The following is a 16,927-nucleotide window of genomic DNA, read 5'->3' as shown; positions in this document are numbered from 1 at the left end:
CGCAGGCGACCCGCGAGGAATTCGCCACCCTGGCCGCCGGCATCTCCGAGGCGCTGGTGCGGGCCGATATTCCAGATCCGCGCAAAACCCGGTTGCTCGATCAGTTCCGCACCCAGCTTGCCGGCGTGGCGAAACCCAGCGGACCGCGCAATGTGCAGCGCGGCCAGGGTGGTCCCAATGATGTCGTGATCGTGCAGGGCCTGCGCATCCCGCTGCGCAACTGGAGCCCGGTCGGCATCCTGTTCGGCCCCTGTCCGCCAGGTGTCGCGCTCGGCGACAAACTGGCCATCGCCGTTGAAATCCGCAATGCCGCGCTCACCCTCGATTTCAGCGCCGATGCGGAAGTCCTGCGGATTACCGATGGACTTGTGGCTGCCCGCTATGCCTGCAGCGATACGGCCATTGCGCAGCGCATCAAATCCTATTTCGCGGTCTGAGCCTCGGGTTGTCCGGCCGGCGCCGCTCGCCTAGTCTGCTGCGGCAGACAGACAGGGGAGGCGGCCTTGCGGGCAGCTTGGTACGGCAGAAATGGCGCGGCGCGTGATGTGCTGGAGATTGGCGAACTGCCGACGCCAGTCCCGGGCCCCGGCGAAGTGCGGGTGCGGCTGCACAGCTCGGGCGTCAATCCCTCGGATGTGAAAAGCCGTCGCGGCCGGCCGCTGATCGCGGAGAAAATCGTGCCGCACAGCGATGGCGCCGGCGTGATTGATGCGGTCGGACCGGATGTGGCGGCCGCGCGCATCGGCGAGCGGGTCTGGATCTGGAACGGCCAGTGGCAACGGCCCTTCGGCACGGCCGCCGGCTATATCGTGCTGCCGGCGCGTCAGGCTGTTGCCTTGCCGGCGGATACCGATTTCGCCGCCGGCGCCTGTTTCGGCATTCCGGCGCTGACCGCGATCCATGCCGTCAACCTGCTGGGCGGGATCAGGGAAAAGACCGTGCTGGTGATTGGCGCCGCCACCTCGGTGGGCCATTACGTCGCCCAGGTCGCCGCCCATCGCGGTGCCCGGGTGATCGGCACGGCGGGCTCGGCGGAGAAGGCCGCCCATGCCAAAGCCGGCGGCGTGGCGGAGGTCATCGACTACAAGCACGACGACGTCGCCCAGCGGGTGAAGGACCTGACCGATGGCGTCGGCGCCGATGCCGTGATCGACATGGATTTTTCCACCACGGCTGGAATGCTGGCCCACGGCATCCTGCGGTCGCATGGCGAATTGGTCAGCTACGGCTCGAACAGCATGGAGCAGGTGCCGGTGCCGTTCCGCGACCTGCTGTTCCGCAGCATCACCCTGCGATTCTTCGTGGTCTATGAATTGCTGGTTGCTGAGCGCGACAAGGCGATCGCCGATCTCAACGACCTGCTGGCGGCCAAGGCCTTGCGTCACACCATCGCGGCGCACTACCCCCTGCATGAAATAGCCGTCGCCCATGAAGCGGTGGAGCAGGGCCGCTTCACGGGCAACGTGGTGCTTGATATCGCCTGACCCGGCTCAGATCAGGACAATCTCTCAGCGTATGCCGGCCAGGCTCTGGCCGTGCTGGCCACCCGGCTCGGAAATCTTGCGCACCATGTCGACGGTATGGCGTGGATGGGCGTCCAGCGCGATATCGCCCAATGAAACGATACCAACCAGCCGCTTGTCGCGATTGAGGACCGGCAGGCGCCGGACCTGGATGTCGCCCATATTCTTGGTGACATGCGCCAGCTCTTCATCTTCGAAGCAGTATTTGATGTCGCGGGTCATCACATCGCGGATCGGCGTATCCGGCGCGCAGCCTTTGCCCACGCCGCGGATGGCGATGTCGCGGTCCGTGATCATGCCCACCAGCTCGTCATTCTCCCCGACCGGCAGGCTGCCGATATCATTGGCGGCCATCGCCTGGGCCGCCTCGGCAATCGATTGCTGGGGCGAGGCGATCAGCACGTCGCGGCTCATGATTTCGCTCACACGCATGGCATCCTCCTTTTTCTGATTGAGCCAGCCAGATGTGGGGACGGACCTCTGGTCGGCAAAGCGGTTTCGGCGCCGGCAAAGCCATTCTCCCATAAAAGTCACAGCTGTTTGCCGCGCGGAACCATTCCGCGGCGGCATGGTTGTTGGCACAGGCATATTTTCATATGGGAGAAAAACATGCCGCGCGGTGATAAGTCGAAATACACGGACAAGCAGAAACGTCAGGCCGAGAAGATCGAGACGGGATACAAGACGCGGGGCGTCAGCGAAGACGAGGCCGAGCGTCGTGCCTGGGCCACCGTCAACAAGATGACCGGCGGCGGCCGCAGGGGCGGGTCTGGCGAAGGCAAAAAGACCAACGCGGCGCCAGCGAGGAAAGGTGGCCGCAAGGGTGGCGCGGCCTCGGCGGCGCGCCCGAAAGCGGCCCGCGTGGCTTCAGCCAAGAAAGCGGCGGCAACCCGGAAACGGCGGGGAAGCTGAAACCGGTGGTTACGGCCGGGTGCCTGCTTTACCTTTCTGCTCCGTCGCGTATCTGATCCATGGCAAACCGGCAGGAGGGGGAAAATGGCGACAGCCGAAGCCGACATCACCGATATTCTGACCACCTATTTCGACGGCCTCTATCACAGCGACACGCAGCGGCTGCGGCAGGCGTTCCATCCGAAGGCGATCTATGCCTGCGCCACCGACGGCACGCTGCTGCATCTTACCATGGATGAATATTTCCCGGTGGTCGACCGGCGTCCGTCGCCGGCCAGCCGCAACGAGGCGCGGCGCGACCGCATCGTTGCGATCGATTTCGCCGGCCCGGTCACCGCGATCGCCCGGGTCGAATGCGCCATCGGCCCGAAATTTTTCACCGATCTTCTCACCCTGGTCCGGCTGGACGGTCGCTGGCAGATCATCTCCAAGGTGTTTCACTACGACCTGCAGGAAACCGGCTGAAGCAGGTGGTCACTCGATTCCGTTGACCCGTTGCACCTCGCGCACGAAACGGATGATGGCCAGCGCCTCCTCGCGACCTACATCGGGCTGCGGCGGCATGTTGCCGAACCGCCAGTGATGCTGGCGCGTGCCCTGCGCCATGGCGACCAGGAAGGCCATGTCGCCGTGATGGGAGGATTCGTAGATCCTGTGGATCAGCGGCGGGCCCTGCTTCGCATTACCCCCGTTTGAGACTCCCTGGCCCCAGTCGCCGTGACATGACGCGCAGGTCTTGCCGAAGGCCACGCGGCCCTGCTCGGCCAGCGGGCTGAGCTGCGCCGGCTTTTGCACCGCGACCATGCCATCCTGCGCAACGGCGGTTGCCGTCATCGCCATGCCGATCAGGGCGAAAAATGGATAACGCCACATTTCACTTCTCCGGTTCCGCCGAGAGAATCCAGTAGCCGCCCTCATCCTTGCGGATGACGAACCGGCCCCTGTCGCCGGGTTTCAGGCGATCCAGCAGGGCAGGGTCCTTGGTCTGGAACACCATGCTCATGGCCGGCATCTCCAGCGCGCCGGTGATGGGGCCGTGGCGCAGGGTGACCTTGCCGGTCGATTTGTCGACGCGGCGGACCTCGCCCTCGGTATTGCCGGTCTGGGCAAACACCGAGGTGCTGGCAAGGATGACCATCGCGGCGATGACGGTTGCGATAATCTGTTTCATGGCGTTCTCCTGCGATCAGCGGACGGTGATCCGGCCCTTCATGCCCGCCGGCATGTGGCCGGGCACGAGGCAGCCGTAATCGAAGCTGCCGGCCTTGGTGAATTTCCACAGGATGGTTTTGGTTTCGCCGGGCTCGACGGTCACGGCATTCGGATCGTCATGTTCCATGTCCGGATGCTGCTCCATGACCTTTGCATGCTCGGTCAGTTCGTCCATGGTGCCGAGCGTCATTTCATGCCTGAGCTGGCCATCATTCTTCACGATAAATCGGATGGTCTCGCCACGTTTGACCGTCACGGTTCCCGGCGTGAAGCGCATCTCGTCGGTCATCACGACATTGACGGTGCGCGCCTTTGCCTTCGGGTCGCCCGGCTCGCCCAGGGCAGCGGCATGCCCGTCATAATGGCTGTGGCCGCCGCCATGGCCGGGCCCGGCAAGAGCCGGCGCAGCCGGCAGGCCAGACGTCAATGCAAGAGCAGCCAGTGCAAGAGTAGTGATCTTCATGGGATTATCCTTTCCATTTGTAAGCGACGGTGCCGGGTGGGTTCCTGTACCAGCCAGGATCGCGGTAATCGCCACGCGCCAGGCCCTCGCGCACCTTCAGCACGCTGAACATGCCGCCCATCTCGATCGGGCCGAACGGGCCGCGCCCGGTCATCATCGGCAGGGTGTTGTCGGGCAGCGGCATTTCCATGTCGCCCATATCGGCCATGCCGCGTTCACCCATCACCATGTAGTCCGGCACCAGCGTCACCATGCGGCGCGCGACATGCCCGTGATCCACGCCGATCATGGTCGGCACGTCATGGCCCATGGCGTTCATGGTGTGATGCGACTTGTGGCAATGAAAGGCCCAGTCGCCCGGATTCACGGCGTCGAATTCGAAGGCGCGCATAGCGCCCACCGGCATGTCGATGGTCACTTCCGGCCAGCGCGCCGAGGGCGGCACCCAGCCGCCATCGGTGCAGGTGACGGCGAAGTCGTAGCCATGCAGGTGGATCGGATGGTTGGTCATGGTCAGGTTGCCCATGCGAATGCGAACGCGGTCGCCCTGCCGCACCACCAGCGGGTCGATGCCGGGAAACACCCGGCTGTTCCAGCTCCACAGGTTGAACTCGGTCATGGTGGCGATCTTGGGCGTCGCCGCACCGGGCTCGATGTCATAGGCGTTGATCAGGAACACGAAATCGCGGTCGACGCGGTGCTGGTTCGGATCACGCGGATGCACCACGAAGAAGCCCATCATGCCCATCGCCATCTGTACCATCTCGTCGGCATGAGGGTGGTACATGAAGGTGCCGGATTTCTTCAACTCGAACTCATACACATAGGTCTCGCCCGGCTTGATCTGCGGCTGGCTCAGGCCGCCCACGCCATCCATGCCGCTGGGCAATATCTGGCCGTGCCAGTGCACCGTGGTGTGCTCGGGCAGCCTGTTGGTGACGAACAGTCGCACCCGGTCGCCTTCCACCGCCTCGATGGTCGGGCCGGGCGACTGGCCGTTATAGCCCCACAGGTTGGCCTTCATGCCCGGCGCCATCTCGCGCACCACCGGCTCGGCGACGAGATGGAATTCCTTCCATCCCTGGTTCATGCGCCAGGGCGCCGACCAGCCGTTCAGCGTGACGACCGGATGGAACGGCCTGCCGCTCGGGGGCAATGGCGGCGGTTCGGTCTGTGGCCCGGCCGGATAGGCCGGCTCGGGCAGGGCCGCCAGCGCCGAACGCGCCACGCTGGCGGCGGCGATGCCGCCGGTGGCGGCCAGCAGGGATCGACGGGTGAACATGGTTATCTCCCGGTATTGGTGGCGGCGAGGGTGACGAAGGTGAGATCGGTATCGGCGATCCAGAAATCACGCTGCGCTTCCAGCGCGGCGGTGACATCGGCGATCTGCTCGCGCGCGTCGGCCAGCAGGTCGAACACGCTGACCAGCATGCCATTGTAGCGCAGCACCATTTCCTCGCCGATCTTCTGCCGCAGCGGCAGGATCTCGGTCTGGTAATGCCGCGCCAGGTCATAGGCGGTGCGATAGCCGAGCCAGGTCTCGCGCGCCGCCGAGCGGGCGTCCACGGCGCTGTCGGTCAGGCGGTTCACCGCCTGTCGCCAGGTCTGTTCGGCCCTGGTGGCCTTGGCGTCGCCGAAATCGAAGATCGGTATCTCGAGGCGGATTTCATAGCCGACCTGGTCGGAACGGCCTTCCTCGCTTTTGCGCACGAAGCCGGTTTCCAGCACGTTGACGAAGCGCAGCGCATTGGTCAGGCCATAGGCCTTGCGCACCGCGTCCAGCTCGGCCTGGGCCTGCTTGATGTCGAGCCGCCCGGCAATCGCCGCGGCCTCGATATTGCCGGCCTCGCGCGGCTTTGCCGGCAGGACCGGCAGGCGCCCGGGCAGGGTGAAGCCCAGGTCGTCGCCCCACAGGCCCATCAGCCGCGCCAGCTTTTCCCGCGCCGCGGCGGCAGCCATGCGGCTGCGCGCCAGCCGCGCTGTCGCATCGGCGTAGAACAGCTGCTCGCGGGCGTAATCCAGCATGCCCCAGTTGCCGGCCTGATACATGCGCCGCGCCAGTTCGGCCTGCACCGACGCGGTTTCGCGCGTCGACTCGATGTAGCGCGCGGTCTGCTCGGCGGCGACCGCCTCGTACCAGGCGCGTTTGGTCTGCGCAGCGAGAGTGAGTATTTCACCGGCGGTCTGCAGTTTGGTCCGTTCGAACTGCCGGGCTTCGATACCGGCGCGCAAGGGCAGGGCGATCAGGCTCAGGGCGTCGATGCTGAAACTGCGTTCGATCTCAACCTCGCCACTGCGTTGCAGGCGGCTGAAGCCGATGCCGGGATTGGCCGGCCGCCACGACGCGGTGAGATCGGCGGCGCCAATGCCAAGTTCGGCCAGGCGGCCCTGCAGGCGGCGATTGTTCAGCAGCGCGATCTGCACGGCATCATCGGCGCTGACCGGTTTGGCCAGCAGGCGGTCCAGTGTCTGGCGCGCCGCCTGTTCGTCTTTCTCATCCCTGATCCAGACCGGGCGCTGGCCGATCTGCTGTTCCGTCTGGGTGGCGATATCCTGGAAGGCGCGATCCGCCACCGGTCCGGCGCAGGCGCCAAGCAGGATCAGGATCGGCAGCGCAAGCAGGGCAGGGCCTGCAGTCATCCTTTGCATGGCGGGCCTCAATGCTTGTGGCCGGCATGGCCGGCCGGGGATGGCGTATCGGGCTTTGCCGCTGGTGGTTCAGGCTCTTTCAGCGCGCCGGCATGGCCACCGGTGCGGGCCACCGCTTCGTTGACGGCGCGCCAGTCCTGTGGCGGCGTGGCCAGCATGGGCTGGTAGGCGCTGAACGCCGAATGGTAGATGGGCGTTTTGCCGGGGGCGGCCGGATCGGCCGCAGCCGGCCGCTGCGGTTCAGCGACGGCGGTCGCCGCCATTGCGCAGGACAGGACCGCGCCGAGCAGGGCCGGTCGAAACAGATGGGACAGCATGATTGCCCTCTCCGGAGTAAAAGACGCATCAGGCATGCTGCCGCTGATTGCAGGGCAGCACGCAACTCAGGATTTGCGTCAGACTCGCGGAGGTTCGGCGGGAGGTGGCGGAGCAATGCCCGGCATCAGACTGGCATCTGCGATGGCGTGCCGAGCCGGTTGATAGGCGGGGGACGGCGTGGTGCCGGCATGCTCTGGCATCGTCATCGTGCAGAGCGTGCAATCGGTGCAGTAACCGCAGCCCGGTTGATCGGCCATCCCTGGCGCGGGCATGCTGCCATCGGCGCCGGCGTGTTTGGCCTCGGCGTGTTCGGCCCCGGTGTGTTCAGGCCCGGTGTGTTCAGGCCCGGTGTGTTCGGCCATGGCATGATGATCATGGCCGGCATCCTGACGGGCATGGTCATGTCCGACGGCGCCGGCCACGATGGGCGGGGCCATCCGGGCGGTAGCCGGACCCGCGGCATGGGCGGCCGGCAGCAGCAGGATGGCGGCCAGCATACCGACAAGCGCGGCCCCGGCGGCAAAACGCCGCCCGGCCAGTCGTCCCAGAATGCCGGTGCGTCTGATCATGACGCCAACATATTGGCTTCCCATATGGCAGGGTCAAGCCTTGTTGCGGCACTGGTTATGCTAAAGTGGCCCTAGAATCGAGAGGCCGGCATGAATCTGATGGAAGCCACCATTTTTGCCATCGTAATCAGCACACCGCCCGCCGACGCGGGCAGTTTCGGCTGCCGGCTGACGGACGATCCGAAACAGGCGCTGTGCAGTAACGACCTGGTGATCCGCGAATTCGACGACGGCACCCTGGAATACGGCAGCAAGGTCAGGGTTTCGAAAAACCGCCGGCGCGAGCTGCTGTTTTCCAACGGCCTCAGCGCCTATTTCGACAGCTTTGGCTGGCTGCAGTTTTCCAATAATTATGCGGTGCGACGCATGGAAGGCGATATTTTCAAGGTCAGCCAACCGAATGGCCGTGACCTGACCTGCCGCTATTCCCTGCCCGGCAAGCAAACGCGCTGCACGCGCGGCTGATCCTTAAGGCGGATATCACCGTTTCATGTCGATGGCCCGCGACCACATGCTGTCCGCGGCGCTGATCACCTGGCCATTCATCGAATAGGCCTGTTGCGCCACGATCAGCCGCGTCATCTGCTCGGCGACATCGACGGTGGATTCTTCCAGGGCGCCGGGGCGGATCACGCCGACGCCTGCATCGTTGGTGCCATCGCCCGGAATGCCAAGAACGGCCGCGCCTGACCGGGAGGTTTGCGTGAACACCGTTCCGTCAAGGCGGTCCAGGCGGTCAGGCTCGGGGAAATTGGCCAGCAGCAGCTGAGCGCCCACCTGGCTGCGACCGTTTTCGTAATTGTAGATCACGCCGCCGTCCTCGGCGAAGGTGACATACGTGAACTCGCCGCCTTTCAGGCCATTCTGGTCGATATTCAGGTTGGTCAGCGTGCTGATGTTGCCGCCATACTGGGTCAGGCCGCTGACGGCGGCGGCATCGAAAGCGCCATTGAAATCGCCGAGATTGATGGTGATCGCCTGCGCGCCATTGCCGAAATCCGGCGACAGCGAAACCGTGGCGGCGCCGGCGGCGGTTACCGTCAGGTTTGTGTCGGCGGTCGTCATGGTGCCGAGCAGGCCATTGGTGAAGGTGACATTGATCGGGCCAAAGCTGGCCGGCGTGCCGCCGGTCGTGTTGATCGTCAGATCCCAGGCATTGGTGCCGGTCTTCTCCCAGAGAAGCTGGAAGTTCCGTTCTTCGCTTTCGGAATCGATCACCGCAATGCCGTTCGAGAAGGTGCTGTTGTTGGCGGCGTTGGCGGGCAGATTGGCGCGGTAGTTCACCGTTGTGGTCGGCACGGCGGCGATCGCTTCGTCATCGATCTCAAGGGGCGAGATCGTGGTGCCGCCGACCTCGGCAGCCATCAGGTAGAAGCCCGCCGAATTGACCAGGCGATTGTTGTCGTCAAGGCGGAAATCGCCCAGCCGGGTGTAATAGGTGGTGGTCTCGAAGCCGGTCGGCTCGCCGGTGACCGAATCGATGCCGGTCGCTTTGGCCACCGGGATGAAGCCGTTGCCGTCGACGGCTATCGCCGTGAAGCTGTTGTTGCTGATGATCTGGCCCTGCTGGCGGTGGGCAAAAGCCGCCGAAGCCGATACGCCCATGTTCCGGTTGGAATCCAGCACCGCGCTGTCGCCCAGCACCTTGTTGTGGACCAGGTCGTGGAAGTCGGTTCCCACCTGCTTGTAGCCAACGGTGGTCGCATTGGCGACGTTGTCGGAGATATGACCGATGGCCGCCGCCTGGGCGGTGATGCCTTGCACGGCTGTACCGAGCGCGCCGAAATAGGACATGACTGGACTCCCAAGTCCGTAAAAATGTGTCTCGGCTGTTGCAAAGCAAAGCCCGTGCCGCGCTGGAGTATTTCCTATCTATCTGATATATTTGAAAAACTATGGACTTCCCGCTGCCGCCGCTAGGCAATATTTGCCCTCTTGCTTTGCCCGGCCGGCCTGGCGGTCATAATATGCCGGCCCGGGGTCCCGCATCGTCATGCTGCAATCGTCTTTTCCTTCGCTGACGTCACTGCCGCCTGCGGCGGATGATCCGCGGCTGTTTGCCTGGAGCGGCGAATTCCGGGATCGCCGCGTCGAGCAGATGTATCGGCAGAGCCGGCTCGTGCCGATGCGCAGCATGCTGCAGACCTGTGGTCTGGCGGCGACATCGGTTTTCTGCCTGCTGCTGGTGCGCGATTACATCGTCCACGGTTATGGGCAGACCTTTCTGTTCTTCGCGCTGGTCCGCGGCCTCGGCCTGTTCGTCGGCATATTGTTCCAGTATCTGCTGCGCCGTCTGAACGATGTGCAGATGCTCGATATTGTGGCCGGCATTGGCATGGCCAGCCTGAGCACGCTCACCTTCATGACCTGGATCATCAGCGCGCCGCCGGCCCTGAATGCCGGATCGCTGATTTTCGCCTATCTGCTGGTCTACTATCTGCTGGTGCCGTGCTCGGCCCGCCTGACCCTGGCCAACGTTGTCTATGTCACGGCGGGGACCGCCATACTGACCGCGGTCTGGCTGCCGTTCCGGCCGGAGAATGTATACAGCCTGCTCCTGTTCGTGCTGATCGGCAACGGGCTCGGTTTCGTCGGCATGCGCCAGATCAAGCTGGAGCGCCGCCGCAATTTCATGGCTCACGAAGAGGCCAGGCGGGTCACCGAGGCCCTGACCCTGGCGCGCCAGGAAAGCCGGCGCCGCAACGAGTATCAGGCCTGGGCATTGGATGCGTTGCCGGTTGGAGTCATGCTGTTCCACCCCGATGGCACGATCCACACCATCAACCGCCGCGCCGCCGAGTTGCTGGCCCTGCCGCCCGGCCTGCTCAATCCGGGCGACAGTCATGAGGCCTTGCTGCGCTTTCTCAGCCAGCGCCGCGATTTCGGCGACACCGAGATCAGCGACATGCGCTATCATATCGACCGCTTGATGCGTGGCGCCGCCGGTGCGGCTGCGGCGCGTCACATGCCGACGGGCAAGGTGCTTGAATTCACCGTCGGCCGGCTGCCGGATAACTCGGTCGCGGTCACCATTTTCGACGCCACCGAACGCTATGCGCTCAATCGCCGCCTGCGTCATGCGGTCGAAGTGGCCGGCGATGGTTTCGTCATCTACGACGTGCAGGATCGGATTGCCATCTGCTCCAGCCGCTTCGCCGCCCTGTACGGTCTGACCTCGGATCAGGCCGTCGGCATGAGCTTCGACGAACTGGTCGAGCGTGGGTATGACCGCGGGGTATTCAGCCGCGACGAGAAGGACCAGGGCGCCGCGGCGGCGGCCACGGTATCGCGCCGTCGTATCCCCGAGCGCATGATCGAAATCCGCACCAATGCCGGCGAATGGTTCTTGGTGCATGAGCGGGTGACGCCATCGGGCGATCTGGTCGTGGTGCGCACCAACATCACGGCGCGTCGTCGCATGGAAGACGAGCTGCGCCGCGCCAAGGAGGATGCCGAGCGTGCCCTGGCCGATCTGCGCGGCGCCCAGGCCAGCCTGATCCTGGCCGAGAAGATGGCCTCGCTCGGCTCGCTGGTGGCCGGCATGAGCCACGAGATTTCCACGCCGCTCGGCATCAGCGTGTCGGCGGCGTCGCATATGGCCGAAGAGGTGGAGCAGCTGACCATCCGGTTCCGGGATGATCAGCTGCGCCGCAGCGATCTGGAGGGCTTCCTCGACACCGCCACCGAAGCCACCCGCATCATGCAGGGCAATCTGGCCCGTGCCGCCCGGCTGATCCAGGCGTTCAAGCAGGTGGCGGCCGACCAGAGCACCGACGACCTGCGGCTGTTCGATATCGGCGAATATCTGCGCGAGATCATGCTGAGCCTGGCGCCGGCGCTGCGCCGTTCGCTGCACGATGTGCGGATCGATTGCCCCGACAAGCTGGTGATCCGCAGCCGGCCCGGCGCGCTGGGCCAGATCGTCACCAATCTGGTGATGAATGCCCTGCAGCATGCCTTCGAGGGCGGCGGCCGGCCGGGCGTGATCTCGATCAACGTGACGCAGCCGCGCGAGGGCCGTATCGCCGTCGAGTTTCGCGACAATGGCCGCGGCATCGTGGCGGATGACCTGCCGCGCGTGTTCGATCCTTTTTTCACCACCAGGCGCGGCACCGGCGGCACCGGCCTGGGCCTGCATATCGTCTACAACCTGGTCAGCCAGGTGCTCGGCGGCACCATCGCGGTATCGAGCCGCGAAGGCGAGGGGACCCGGTTCACGATAATTTTCCCACAGGACGTGTCGGCTTAAGCCCCGGCCTGGGCTATATCGACGGACATGAGCACCAAAGCCGCCATCCGCCGCCCCCTGTCCCTTGCGCCCTGGCGCGATGCCGGTGGCCGGCTCGTGCCGCTCAAGGCGGCGGTTTTCGTTCTTCTGCTGCTGCCGGCGCTGTGGCTGCTGTGGCGGATCCAGCAGCACGATCTCGGCCCCCGGCCGCTGACCGAGCTGATCCACCAGACCGGGCTCTGGGCCTTCCGTTTCCTGTTGCTGTCGCTGGCCGTCACGCCGCTGCGGCAGATGCTGCGCCATGGCCGGCTGGCGCTGGTGCGCCGCATGATCGGGGTCGCCTCCGCCCTCTATGCCGCTTTTCATCTGGGGCTGTATTTCGCCAACCATGCCTTCGACCTGGAAAAAGCGGTGCTGGAAATCGCGAAATCGAATTACCTGCTGATCGGCCTGGCCGCCCTGACCGGCCTGCTGGTGCTGGCGGCCACTTCGACCGACGGGATGCTGCGCCGGCTTGGCGGCCGGCGCTGGCAGGCCTTGCACCGCATCGTCTATCTGCTGACGCCGCTGGCTTTGTGGCATTTCTTCCTGCAGGCCAAGGCCGATGTGGGCGAGCCGACCCTGATGGCCGGCCTGCTGCTCTGGCTGCTGGGCTACCGGCTGCTGCGCCGGATATTCCCCGCCGGCGCGGTCTTGCCCTGGCCGGGGCTGGTGGCGCTGGCCCTGGGCAGTGCGGCGCTCACCATGGGCGGCGAGGCATTGTATTTCTGGTTGCGCAGCGGCGCGCCTTTGCTGCTGGTGCTGGAAACCAACCTGAGCATCGACATGGGCCTGCGGCCCGGCATGGCTGTTTTGCTCGCTGCTGCAGGGGTGACACTCGCCGCGCTGACCGTCAGTATACGACTCGCCCGCCGCTGAGCCGGCCGGGGCGTATCAGATGGTTCAGATCGGGGGAGCCCTGCCTTGCGTGCCGTTTTCGTTGATGCCAATCCCACCCTCGGCGATCTGGCCGAGCGCCTGCGCAAATCCTCCGATCCCGCTGTTGGCGTCAACCGCCAGCCCGATGTGAAGCCCGAGCAGCTTCCCGCCGTGCTGGACGGCGCCGCGATCGCCTGGATCGACCATACCTACCTGCCCACCGCCATCGCCGCCCAGTGCAAGGGGCTGAAGCATGTCGTTTTCCTCGGTACCGGCGCGCGCAGCTACATGCATGTCGAGGAGCTGGCGGGCTTGGGCATCGAGGTGCACCTGATCAAGGGCTATGGCGACACCGCCGTGGCCGAATGCGCCTTCGCCCTGATGTGGGCGGCCGCCAAGGGTTTTGCCCGCATGGACCGCGAGATGCGGACCGGCAACTGGCTGCGGCTGGACGGCGTCGAACTCACCGGCAAGACCATTGGTCTGGTCGGTTATGGCGGCATCGGCGCCGAGATGGCGCGGCTCTGCCGTGGCGCCGGCATGAAGGTGCTGGCCTGGAACCGCAGCGCAAAAAGCGCCGAGGGCGTGACCTTCCTGCCGATCGACGAATTGCTGGCGCAGAGCGACGTGGTTTCGATGCACCTGCTGCTCAATGACGAGACACGCGGATTCCTCTCGGCCGAGCGCATCGCCAAAATGAAACGCGGCGCCATCCTGGTGAATACCGCGCGCGGCGCGGTGGTGGACGAGGCGGCGATGATCGCGGCGCTGAAATCCGGCCAGCTTGGCCATGCCGGCCTCGATGTCTTCGATGTCGAGCCGCTGCCGAAGGACCATCCGCTCACCCGACTCGACAACGTGACGCTGTCGGCCCATTCCGCTTTCCGCACGCCCGAGGCCAGCATGAACCTGATCGAGGCGGCGCTCAATCACACAAGAAGGATCGCCGGATGACCCGCCGTTACGACCTTGCCATCCGCAATGCCCGCATCTTCGACGGCAGCGGCGCGGCCTCTTTCACGGGCGACGTGGCGGTCAGCGGCGACCGTATTGCCGCCATCGGCGATCTGGGCGCTGACTCGGCCGACCGCGAGGTGGATGCGAAAGGCCTGGCGATCGCGCCGGGCTTCATCGATGCCCATACCCATGACGACGGCGCCGTGCTCTGCGGCCCGGACTGCATGCATTGCAAGCTCAGCCAGGGCGTCACCAGCGTCGTGGTCGGCAATTGCGGCATCAGCCTGGCGCCGGTGATCATGACCAAACGTCCGCCGGCGCCGCTCGATCTGGTCGGCGGCCCGGAATCCTGGCAGTTCCCCAGCTTCGCCGATTATGCCGAGCGCCTGCGCAAGGTGCCGCCGCCGACCAACACCTATGCGCTGGTCGGCCATATGTCGCTGCGCGTGCAGGCGATGGACCACGACATCAACCGCGCCGCGACGACCAAGGAAGCCGCGCAGATGAAGCAGCGCCTGGCCGAGGCGCTGGAGCAGGGCGCTTCGGGTTTCTCGACCGGCCTGTGGTATCCGCCCAGCCGCCACGCGCCGACCGACGAGGTGATCGCGGTGGCCGAGGCTTTGCGCTCGCGCGGCGGGTTGTACGTAACGCATATGCGTGACGAGGCCGATGGCGTGGTCGAGAGCATCGAGGAGACGCTTAAAATAGGCCGCGATACCGGCTCGGCCGTGGTGATCAGTCACCACAAATGCACCAACCCGGAGAATTTCGGCCGCTCGACCGAGACGCTGGCGCTGATCGACCGCGCGGCGAAATCCCAGACGGTGGATTTCGACGTCTATCCCTACATGGCCAGCTCGACGGCCCTGCTGCCCGACCGCCTGCGCGACGACATGCCGGTGCAGATCGCCACCTCCGAGCCTTATCCGGAGATGGCCGGCCGCATGCTGGCCGACATCGCGAAGGAATGGGGCGTCGACATCGTGACGGCGGCGCATCGCCTGCTGCCGGCCGCCGCCATCTATTTCATGATGGACGAGAAGGACGTGCAGCGCATCATCGCCCATCCGCGCAGCATGATCGGCTCCGACGGCATCCCCAGCAACGACATGCCGCATCCGCGCCTGTGGGGCACCTTCCCGCGCGTGCTGGGGCATTACGCGCGCGACCTGAAACTGCTCTCGCTGGAGCAGGCGGTGCACAAGATGACCGGGCTGACCGCCAGGGTCTTCGGCATGGTGGATCGCGGCGCGATCCGCGCCGGCGCCTATGCCGACCTGGTGCTGTTTGATCCCGGCACGGTGATCGACACCGCCACCTTCACGGCGCCGAAGACGCCGGCGAAAGGCATCACGGAAGTCTGGGTCAACGGCGTGTCGAGTTATGTCGGAGAGCAGGGCGTCACCGGCGCCAGCGCCGGCCGGCTGATCACTCGTAACGAGGCTTGAAGAATCCGATTACCCTTCGGCGATTGTCTGTTCCGCACCGCCGAGCGGCATGAGGGGAAACTTGGGCAGATTGGGATCAATCATGTCCCAGGATGGGCCTCTGCTGGCGTAAACGACCATCTGCGGCTTGGCGATTTCCGGGTCATCCAGCGCCGAGGCGCGTGGGAAGATCATATCGGGCATGGCGCTGTTGATCGAGTAGAGGGCGCAGCCGCAAGTTGGGCAGAACATACGCGTGACGATGTTGCCGCTGTCGGCCGGCCGGGCATAGCTGGTGACGCTGCCGGTGATACTGAAAGCGGACTTGGGCGCGACGACATGGGTGCAATGGCCAGTGCCGCTCGACTTCCGGCAGTCTAGGCATTGGCAATGCCCGCTGAGGACCGGCGGGCTGGAACACGTGAATCTGACGCCGCCGCATAGGCAGCCACCGGAAAAGCTTTGCGTCATGTCTGTTATCCCATCATTAAGCATTGGTCCTTAAATTCTATTCGCAGTAACTTGTAAATTGCAAGTAACAAGTGAATGGTGCGCCATGGCAAACAGGAAAAGCCGCTCGGGATGCCCGATTGCATCCACACTGGATCTGGTCGGTGACCGCTGGAGTCTTGTGATTTTGCGCGACATGCTAAATGGCAAATCTCGGTTCGCCGAGTTTTTAGACAGTCCAGAGCGCATCACTACGAATATCCTTACTGACCGCCTAGTGCAGATGGAAGAATTTGGTCTGGTCAAGCGCGAGGCTTATCAGTCGCGTCCTATGCGTTATGCCTATCGGCTCACTGCAAAAGGAGAAGGGTTGCTTCCTGTGTTGCAGGAAATTTGCCGTTGGGCCAACCGCCACATACCCGGTACATGGGTTCCGCCGAAAGTATTCATGGAACGGCGGCCTGCCAAGGGAGCATGACGACCTAGCGCCGGCGCTCCAGTTCCTCGGCCAGCGCGGTTTCGAACGCGCGCACCACCTCCGCGTTGCCGTCCAGTTTCGGCGCCGCCTCGCGCAGGCTCGCGCGCCGCGTGTCGCGCGCGATGGGATAGCCGCGGCTTTCCTGCGCCAGCATGGCGGCGATCTTCACATAGCCATCGGCGTCCTCGGCAATCGTCTCGGTCTGCTCGATCTGGCGCAGCGCGCCGGCGGCCAGCCGCTGGCGCATGAAGCGGCCTTCCAGCGTCACGATCGGCAGGCAGCGATGCAGCGCCTGCCAGGCGGTCGTGTAGCCGGAGAATCCGGGGCAGTCGAGATAGACATCCATCGCGTCCAGCAGGCTGTAGAATTGCGGCGTCGGCAGCCAGGGCAGCGGCACCAGCGCCTCGGCGCCGTTCACGCCCTGCGCCGTGCAGGCCTGGCGCAGCCGCGCCAGCAGCCGCTCGCTCTGCGTCGTTTCGTCCGGCCGCAGCAGGATGAAGATGCGGCAGGGCGCGGCCACGCGGGCGATGCGGGCATACAGCGCATCGTCGGCCGGATCGAACTTGAAGGCATGCTGGCACAGGATCAACCGCGTGATGTCGCGGTCGGCCGGCAGGTGGCCGGCGATCTCCGGCGGCAGCGCCTGCGCCAGCACCGGTGGCGACAGCGTGCAGGCGCCGGTATCGGGCAGGCGGATCAGCTTTTCGCGGTAATGCCGGTCGGCGCCCGGCGGCTCGAGCAGGTCGCCGGAGAGATAGAGGTCGATCCCGGGCAGGCCGGTGGTGATCGGATGGCCCCAGCCGGCCGCCTGCAGCGGCGCCAG

At 65.1% G+C, this 16,927-nt stretch carries 21 protein-coding genes; 10 read left to right on the top strand and 11 right to left on the bottom strand.

All coding sequences use genetic code 11. The features are described from left to right. Both Q1J79_RS05220 and Q1J79_RS05215 read left to right on the top strand, forming a co-directional pair. A partial coding sequence (locus tag Q1J79_RS05220; protein WP_300297450.1) for a hypothetical protein occupies positions 1 to 437 on the top strand: 437 nt, incomplete at its 5' end. 66 nt (positions 438 to 503) lie between these two features. Further along, positions 504 to 1,484 (top strand): NADPH:quinone reductase, encoded by a 981-nt coding sequence (locus tag Q1J79_RS05215; RefSeq protein WP_300297448.1) that lies wholly within the window; start codon positions 504 to 506, stop codon positions 1,482 to 1,484. Between the two features lie 24 nt (positions 1,485 to 1,508). Here the strand turns inward: Q1J79_RS05215 and Q1J79_RS05210 are convergent, their stop codons facing one another. Continuing rightward, the gene (locus Q1J79_RS05210) at positions 1,509 to 1,955 is read right to left on the bottom strand and encodes a CBS domain-containing protein (protein WP_300297446.1); all 447 of its coding nucleotides are present in this window, start codon (positions 1,953 to 1,955) and stop codon (positions 1,509 to 1,511) included. Positions 1,956 to 2,132: 177 nt separating this feature from the next. Between Q1J79_RS05210 and Q1J79_RS05205 the strand changes: the two genes are divergently transcribed. Together Q1J79_RS05205 and Q1J79_RS05200 are read left to right on the top strand one after the other, a co-directional pair. Continuing rightward, positions 2,133 to 2,435, top strand: coding sequence for a plasmid stabilization protein (locus Q1J79_RS05205; protein ID WP_300297445.1), 303 nt, complete (start codon positions 2,133 to 2,135; stop codon positions 2,433 to 2,435). A gap of 84 nt (positions 2,436 to 2,519) precedes the next feature. After that, complete coding sequence (locus Q1J79_RS05200) at positions 2,520 to 2,900, top strand: nuclear transport factor 2 family protein (protein WP_300297444.1); 381 nt, start codon at positions 2,520 to 2,522, stop codon at positions 2,898 to 2,900. Between the two features lie 9 nt (positions 2,901 to 2,909). Here Q1J79_RS05200 and Q1J79_RS05195 read toward each other — a convergent pair whose 3' ends face one another. The 7 genes from Q1J79_RS05195 to Q1J79_RS05165 all read right to left on the bottom strand — a co-directional run bounded on the left by Q1J79_RS05195 (position 2,910) and on the right by Q1J79_RS05165 (position 7,574). Further along, the gene (locus tag Q1J79_RS05195) at positions 2,910 to 3,308 is read right to left on the bottom strand and encodes a cytochrome c (protein ID WP_300297443.1); all 399 of its coding nucleotides are present in this window, start codon (positions 3,306 to 3,308) and stop codon (positions 2,910 to 2,912) included. A gap of 1 nt (position 3,309) precedes the next feature. Further along, on the bottom strand, positions 3,310 to 3,606 hold the full coding sequence (locus tag Q1J79_RS05190; protein ID WP_300297442.1) for a copper-binding protein: 297 nt from the start codon (positions 3,604 to 3,606) through the stop codon (positions 3,310 to 3,312). A 15-nt stretch (positions 3,607 to 3,621) separates the two neighbouring features. After that, on the bottom strand, positions 3,622 to 4,110 hold the full coding sequence (locus tag Q1J79_RS05185; protein ID WP_300297441.1) for a cupredoxin family protein: 489 nt from the start codon (positions 4,108 to 4,110) through the stop codon (positions 3,622 to 3,624). A gap of 4 nt (positions 4,111 to 4,114) precedes the next feature. After that, complete coding sequence (locus Q1J79_RS05180) at positions 4,115 to 5,392, bottom strand: copper oxidase (RefSeq protein ID WP_300297440.1); 1,278 nt, start codon at positions 5,390 to 5,392, stop codon at positions 4,115 to 4,117. A 2-nt stretch (positions 5,393 to 5,394) separates the two neighbouring features. Next, on the bottom strand, positions 5,395 to 6,759 hold the full coding sequence (locus Q1J79_RS05175) for a TolC family protein (RefSeq protein WP_300297439.1): 1,365 nt from the start codon (positions 6,757 to 6,759) through the stop codon (positions 5,395 to 5,397). 8 nt (positions 6,760 to 6,767) lie between these two features. Beyond that, positions 6,768 to 7,076, bottom strand: coding sequence for a hypothetical protein (locus Q1J79_RS05170; protein WP_300297438.1), 309 nt, complete (start codon positions 7,074 to 7,076; stop codon positions 6,768 to 6,770). A 78-nt stretch (positions 7,077 to 7,154) separates the two neighbouring features. Continuing rightward, positions 7,155 to 7,574 (bottom strand): hypothetical protein, encoded by a 420-nt coding sequence (locus Q1J79_RS05165; RefSeq protein WP_300297437.1) that lies wholly within the window; start codon positions 7,572 to 7,574, stop codon positions 7,155 to 7,157. Between the two features lie 162 nt (positions 7,575 to 7,736). Here Q1J79_RS05165 and Q1J79_RS05160 point away from each other — a divergent pair, with 162 nt between their 5' ends. Continuing rightward, positions 7,737 to 8,111 carry a hypothetical protein gene (locus Q1J79_RS05160; RefSeq protein WP_300297436.1) on the top strand — a complete coding sequence of 125 codons (375 nt, stop codon included), beginning with the start codon at positions 7,737 to 7,739 and terminating at the stop codon, positions 8,109 to 8,111. 15 nt (positions 8,112 to 8,126) lie between these two features. On the opposite strand, the gene Q1J79_RS05155 is transcribed toward Q1J79_RS05160, so the two are convergent. Beyond that, on the bottom strand, positions 8,127 to 9,440 hold the full coding sequence (locus Q1J79_RS05155; RefSeq protein WP_300297435.1) for a flagellar hook protein FlgE: 1,314 nt from the start codon (positions 9,438 to 9,440) through the stop codon (positions 8,127 to 8,129). 199 nt (positions 9,441 to 9,639) lie between these two features. On the opposite strand from Q1J79_RS05155, the gene Q1J79_RS05150 reads away from it, so the two are divergent. The 4 genes from Q1J79_RS05150 to Q1J79_RS05135 are packed head-to-tail and all read left to right on the top strand — an operon-like array spanning position 9,640 to position 15,197. Then, positions 9,640 to 11,895 (top strand): PAS domain-containing sensor histidine kinase, encoded by a 2,256-nt coding sequence (locus Q1J79_RS05150; protein ID WP_300297433.1) that lies wholly within the window; start codon positions 9,640 to 9,642, stop codon positions 11,893 to 11,895. A 27-nt stretch (positions 11,896 to 11,922) separates the two neighbouring features. Continuing rightward, on the top strand, positions 11,923 to 12,792 hold the full coding sequence (locus tag Q1J79_RS05145; RefSeq protein WP_300297431.1) for a ferric reductase-like transmembrane domain-containing protein: 870 nt from the start codon (positions 11,923 to 11,925) through the stop codon (positions 12,790 to 12,792). 45 nt (positions 12,793 to 12,837) lie between these two features. After that, positions 12,838 to 13,746, top strand: coding sequence for an NAD(P)-dependent oxidoreductase (locus tag Q1J79_RS05140; protein WP_300297429.1), 909 nt, complete (start codon positions 12,838 to 12,840; stop codon positions 13,744 to 13,746). Then, positions 13,743 to 15,197, top strand: a complete 1,455-nt coding sequence (locus Q1J79_RS05135) for an amidohydrolase family protein (protein WP_300297426.1) — start codon at positions 13,743 to 13,745, stop codon at positions 15,195 to 15,197. Before Q1J79_RS05140 ends, Q1J79_RS05135 begins: the two co-directional genes overlap by 4 nt. 9 nt (positions 15,198 to 15,206) lie before the next feature. On the opposite strand, the gene Q1J79_RS05130 is transcribed toward Q1J79_RS05135, so the two are convergent. After that, entirely contained in the window at positions 15,207 to 15,647 is a 441-nt protein-coding gene (locus Q1J79_RS05130; RefSeq protein WP_300297424.1) for a GFA family protein, read from the bottom strand. Between the two features lie 85 nt (positions 15,648 to 15,732). Here Q1J79_RS05130 and Q1J79_RS05125 point away from each other — a divergent pair, with 85 nt between their 5' ends. Continuing rightward, positions 15,733 to 16,104, top strand: coding sequence for a helix-turn-helix domain-containing protein (locus Q1J79_RS05125; protein WP_300297421.1), 372 nt, complete (start codon positions 15,733 to 15,735; stop codon positions 16,102 to 16,104). Between the two features lie 4 nt (positions 16,105 to 16,108). On the opposite strand, the gene Q1J79_RS05120 is transcribed toward Q1J79_RS05125, so the two are convergent. After that, a partial coding sequence (locus Q1J79_RS05120; RefSeq protein WP_300297418.1) for a hypothetical protein occupies positions 16,109 to 16,927 on the bottom strand: 819 nt, incomplete at its 5' end.

This window comes from Ferrovibrio sp. (assembly GCF_029255545.1).
Taxonomy (GTDB): Bacteria; Pseudomonadota; Alphaproteobacteria; order Ferrovibrionales; family Ferrovibrionaceae; genus Ferrovibrio.
This window is presented reverse-complemented; position numbering and strand designations above follow the sequence as displayed.

Coding starts and splice junctions, on each gene's coding strand:
- Q1J79_RS05210 (WP_300297446.1), bottom strand. CDS start 1,955: ATGCGTGTGAGCGAAATCATGAGCCGCGACGTGCTGATCGCCTCGCCC.
- Q1J79_RS05205 (WP_300297445.1), top strand. CDS start 2,133: ATGCCGCGCGGTGATAAGTCGAAATACACGGACAAGCAGAAACGTCAG.
- Q1J79_RS05200 (WP_300297444.1), top strand. CDS start 2,520: ATGGCGACAGCCGAAGCCGACATCACCGATATTCTGACCACCTATTTC.
- Q1J79_RS05195 (WP_300297443.1), bottom strand. CDS start 3,308: ATGTGGCGTTATCCATTTTTCGCCCTGATCGGCATGGCGATGACGGCA.
- Q1J79_RS05190 (WP_300297442.1), bottom strand. CDS start 3,606: ATGAAACAGATTATCGCAACCGTCATCGCCGCGATGGTCATCCTTGCC.
- Q1J79_RS05185 (WP_300297441.1), bottom strand. CDS start 4,110: ATGAAGATCACTACTCTTGCACTGGCTGCTCTTGCATTGACGTCTGGC.
- Q1J79_RS05180 (WP_300297440.1), bottom strand. CDS start 5,392: ATGTTCACCCGTCGATCCCTGCTGGCCGCCACCGGCGGCATCGCCGCC.
- Q1J79_RS05175 (WP_300297439.1), bottom strand. CDS start 6,759: ATGCAAAGGATGACTGCAGGCCCTGCCCTGCTTGCGCTGCCGATCCTG.
- Q1J79_RS05170 (WP_300297438.1), bottom strand. CDS start 7,076: ATGCTGTCCCATCTGTTTCGACCGGCCCTGCTCGGCGCGGTCCTGTCC.
- Q1J79_RS05165 (WP_300297437.1), bottom strand. CDS start 7,574: ATGCTGGCCGCCATCCTGCTGCTGCCGGCCGCCCATGCCGCGGGTCCG.
- Q1J79_RS05160 (WP_300297436.1), top strand. CDS start 7,737: ATGAATCTGATGGAAGCCACCATTTTTGCCATCGTAATCAGCACACCG.
- Q1J79_RS05155 (WP_300297435.1), bottom strand. CDS start 9,440: ATGTCCTATTTCGGCGCGCTCGGTACAGCCGTGCAAGGCATCACCGCC.
- Q1J79_RS05150 (WP_300297433.1), top strand. CDS start 9,640: ATGCTGCAATCGTCTTTTCCTTCGCTGACGTCACTGCCGCCTGCGGCG.
- Q1J79_RS05145 (WP_300297431.1), top strand. CDS start 11,923: ATGAGCACCAAAGCCGCCATCCGCCGCCCCCTGTCCCTTGCGCCCTGG.
- Q1J79_RS05135 (WP_300297426.1), top strand. CDS start 13,743: ATGACCCGCCGTTACGACCTTGCCATCCGCAATGCCCGCATCTTCGAC.
- Q1J79_RS05130 (WP_300297424.1), bottom strand. CDS start 15,647: ATGACGCAAAGCTTTTCCGGTGGCTGCCTATGCGGCGGCGTCAGATTC.
- Q1J79_RS05125 (WP_300297421.1), top strand. CDS start 15,733: ATGGCAAACAGGAAAAGCCGCTCGGGATGCCCGATTGCATCCACACTG.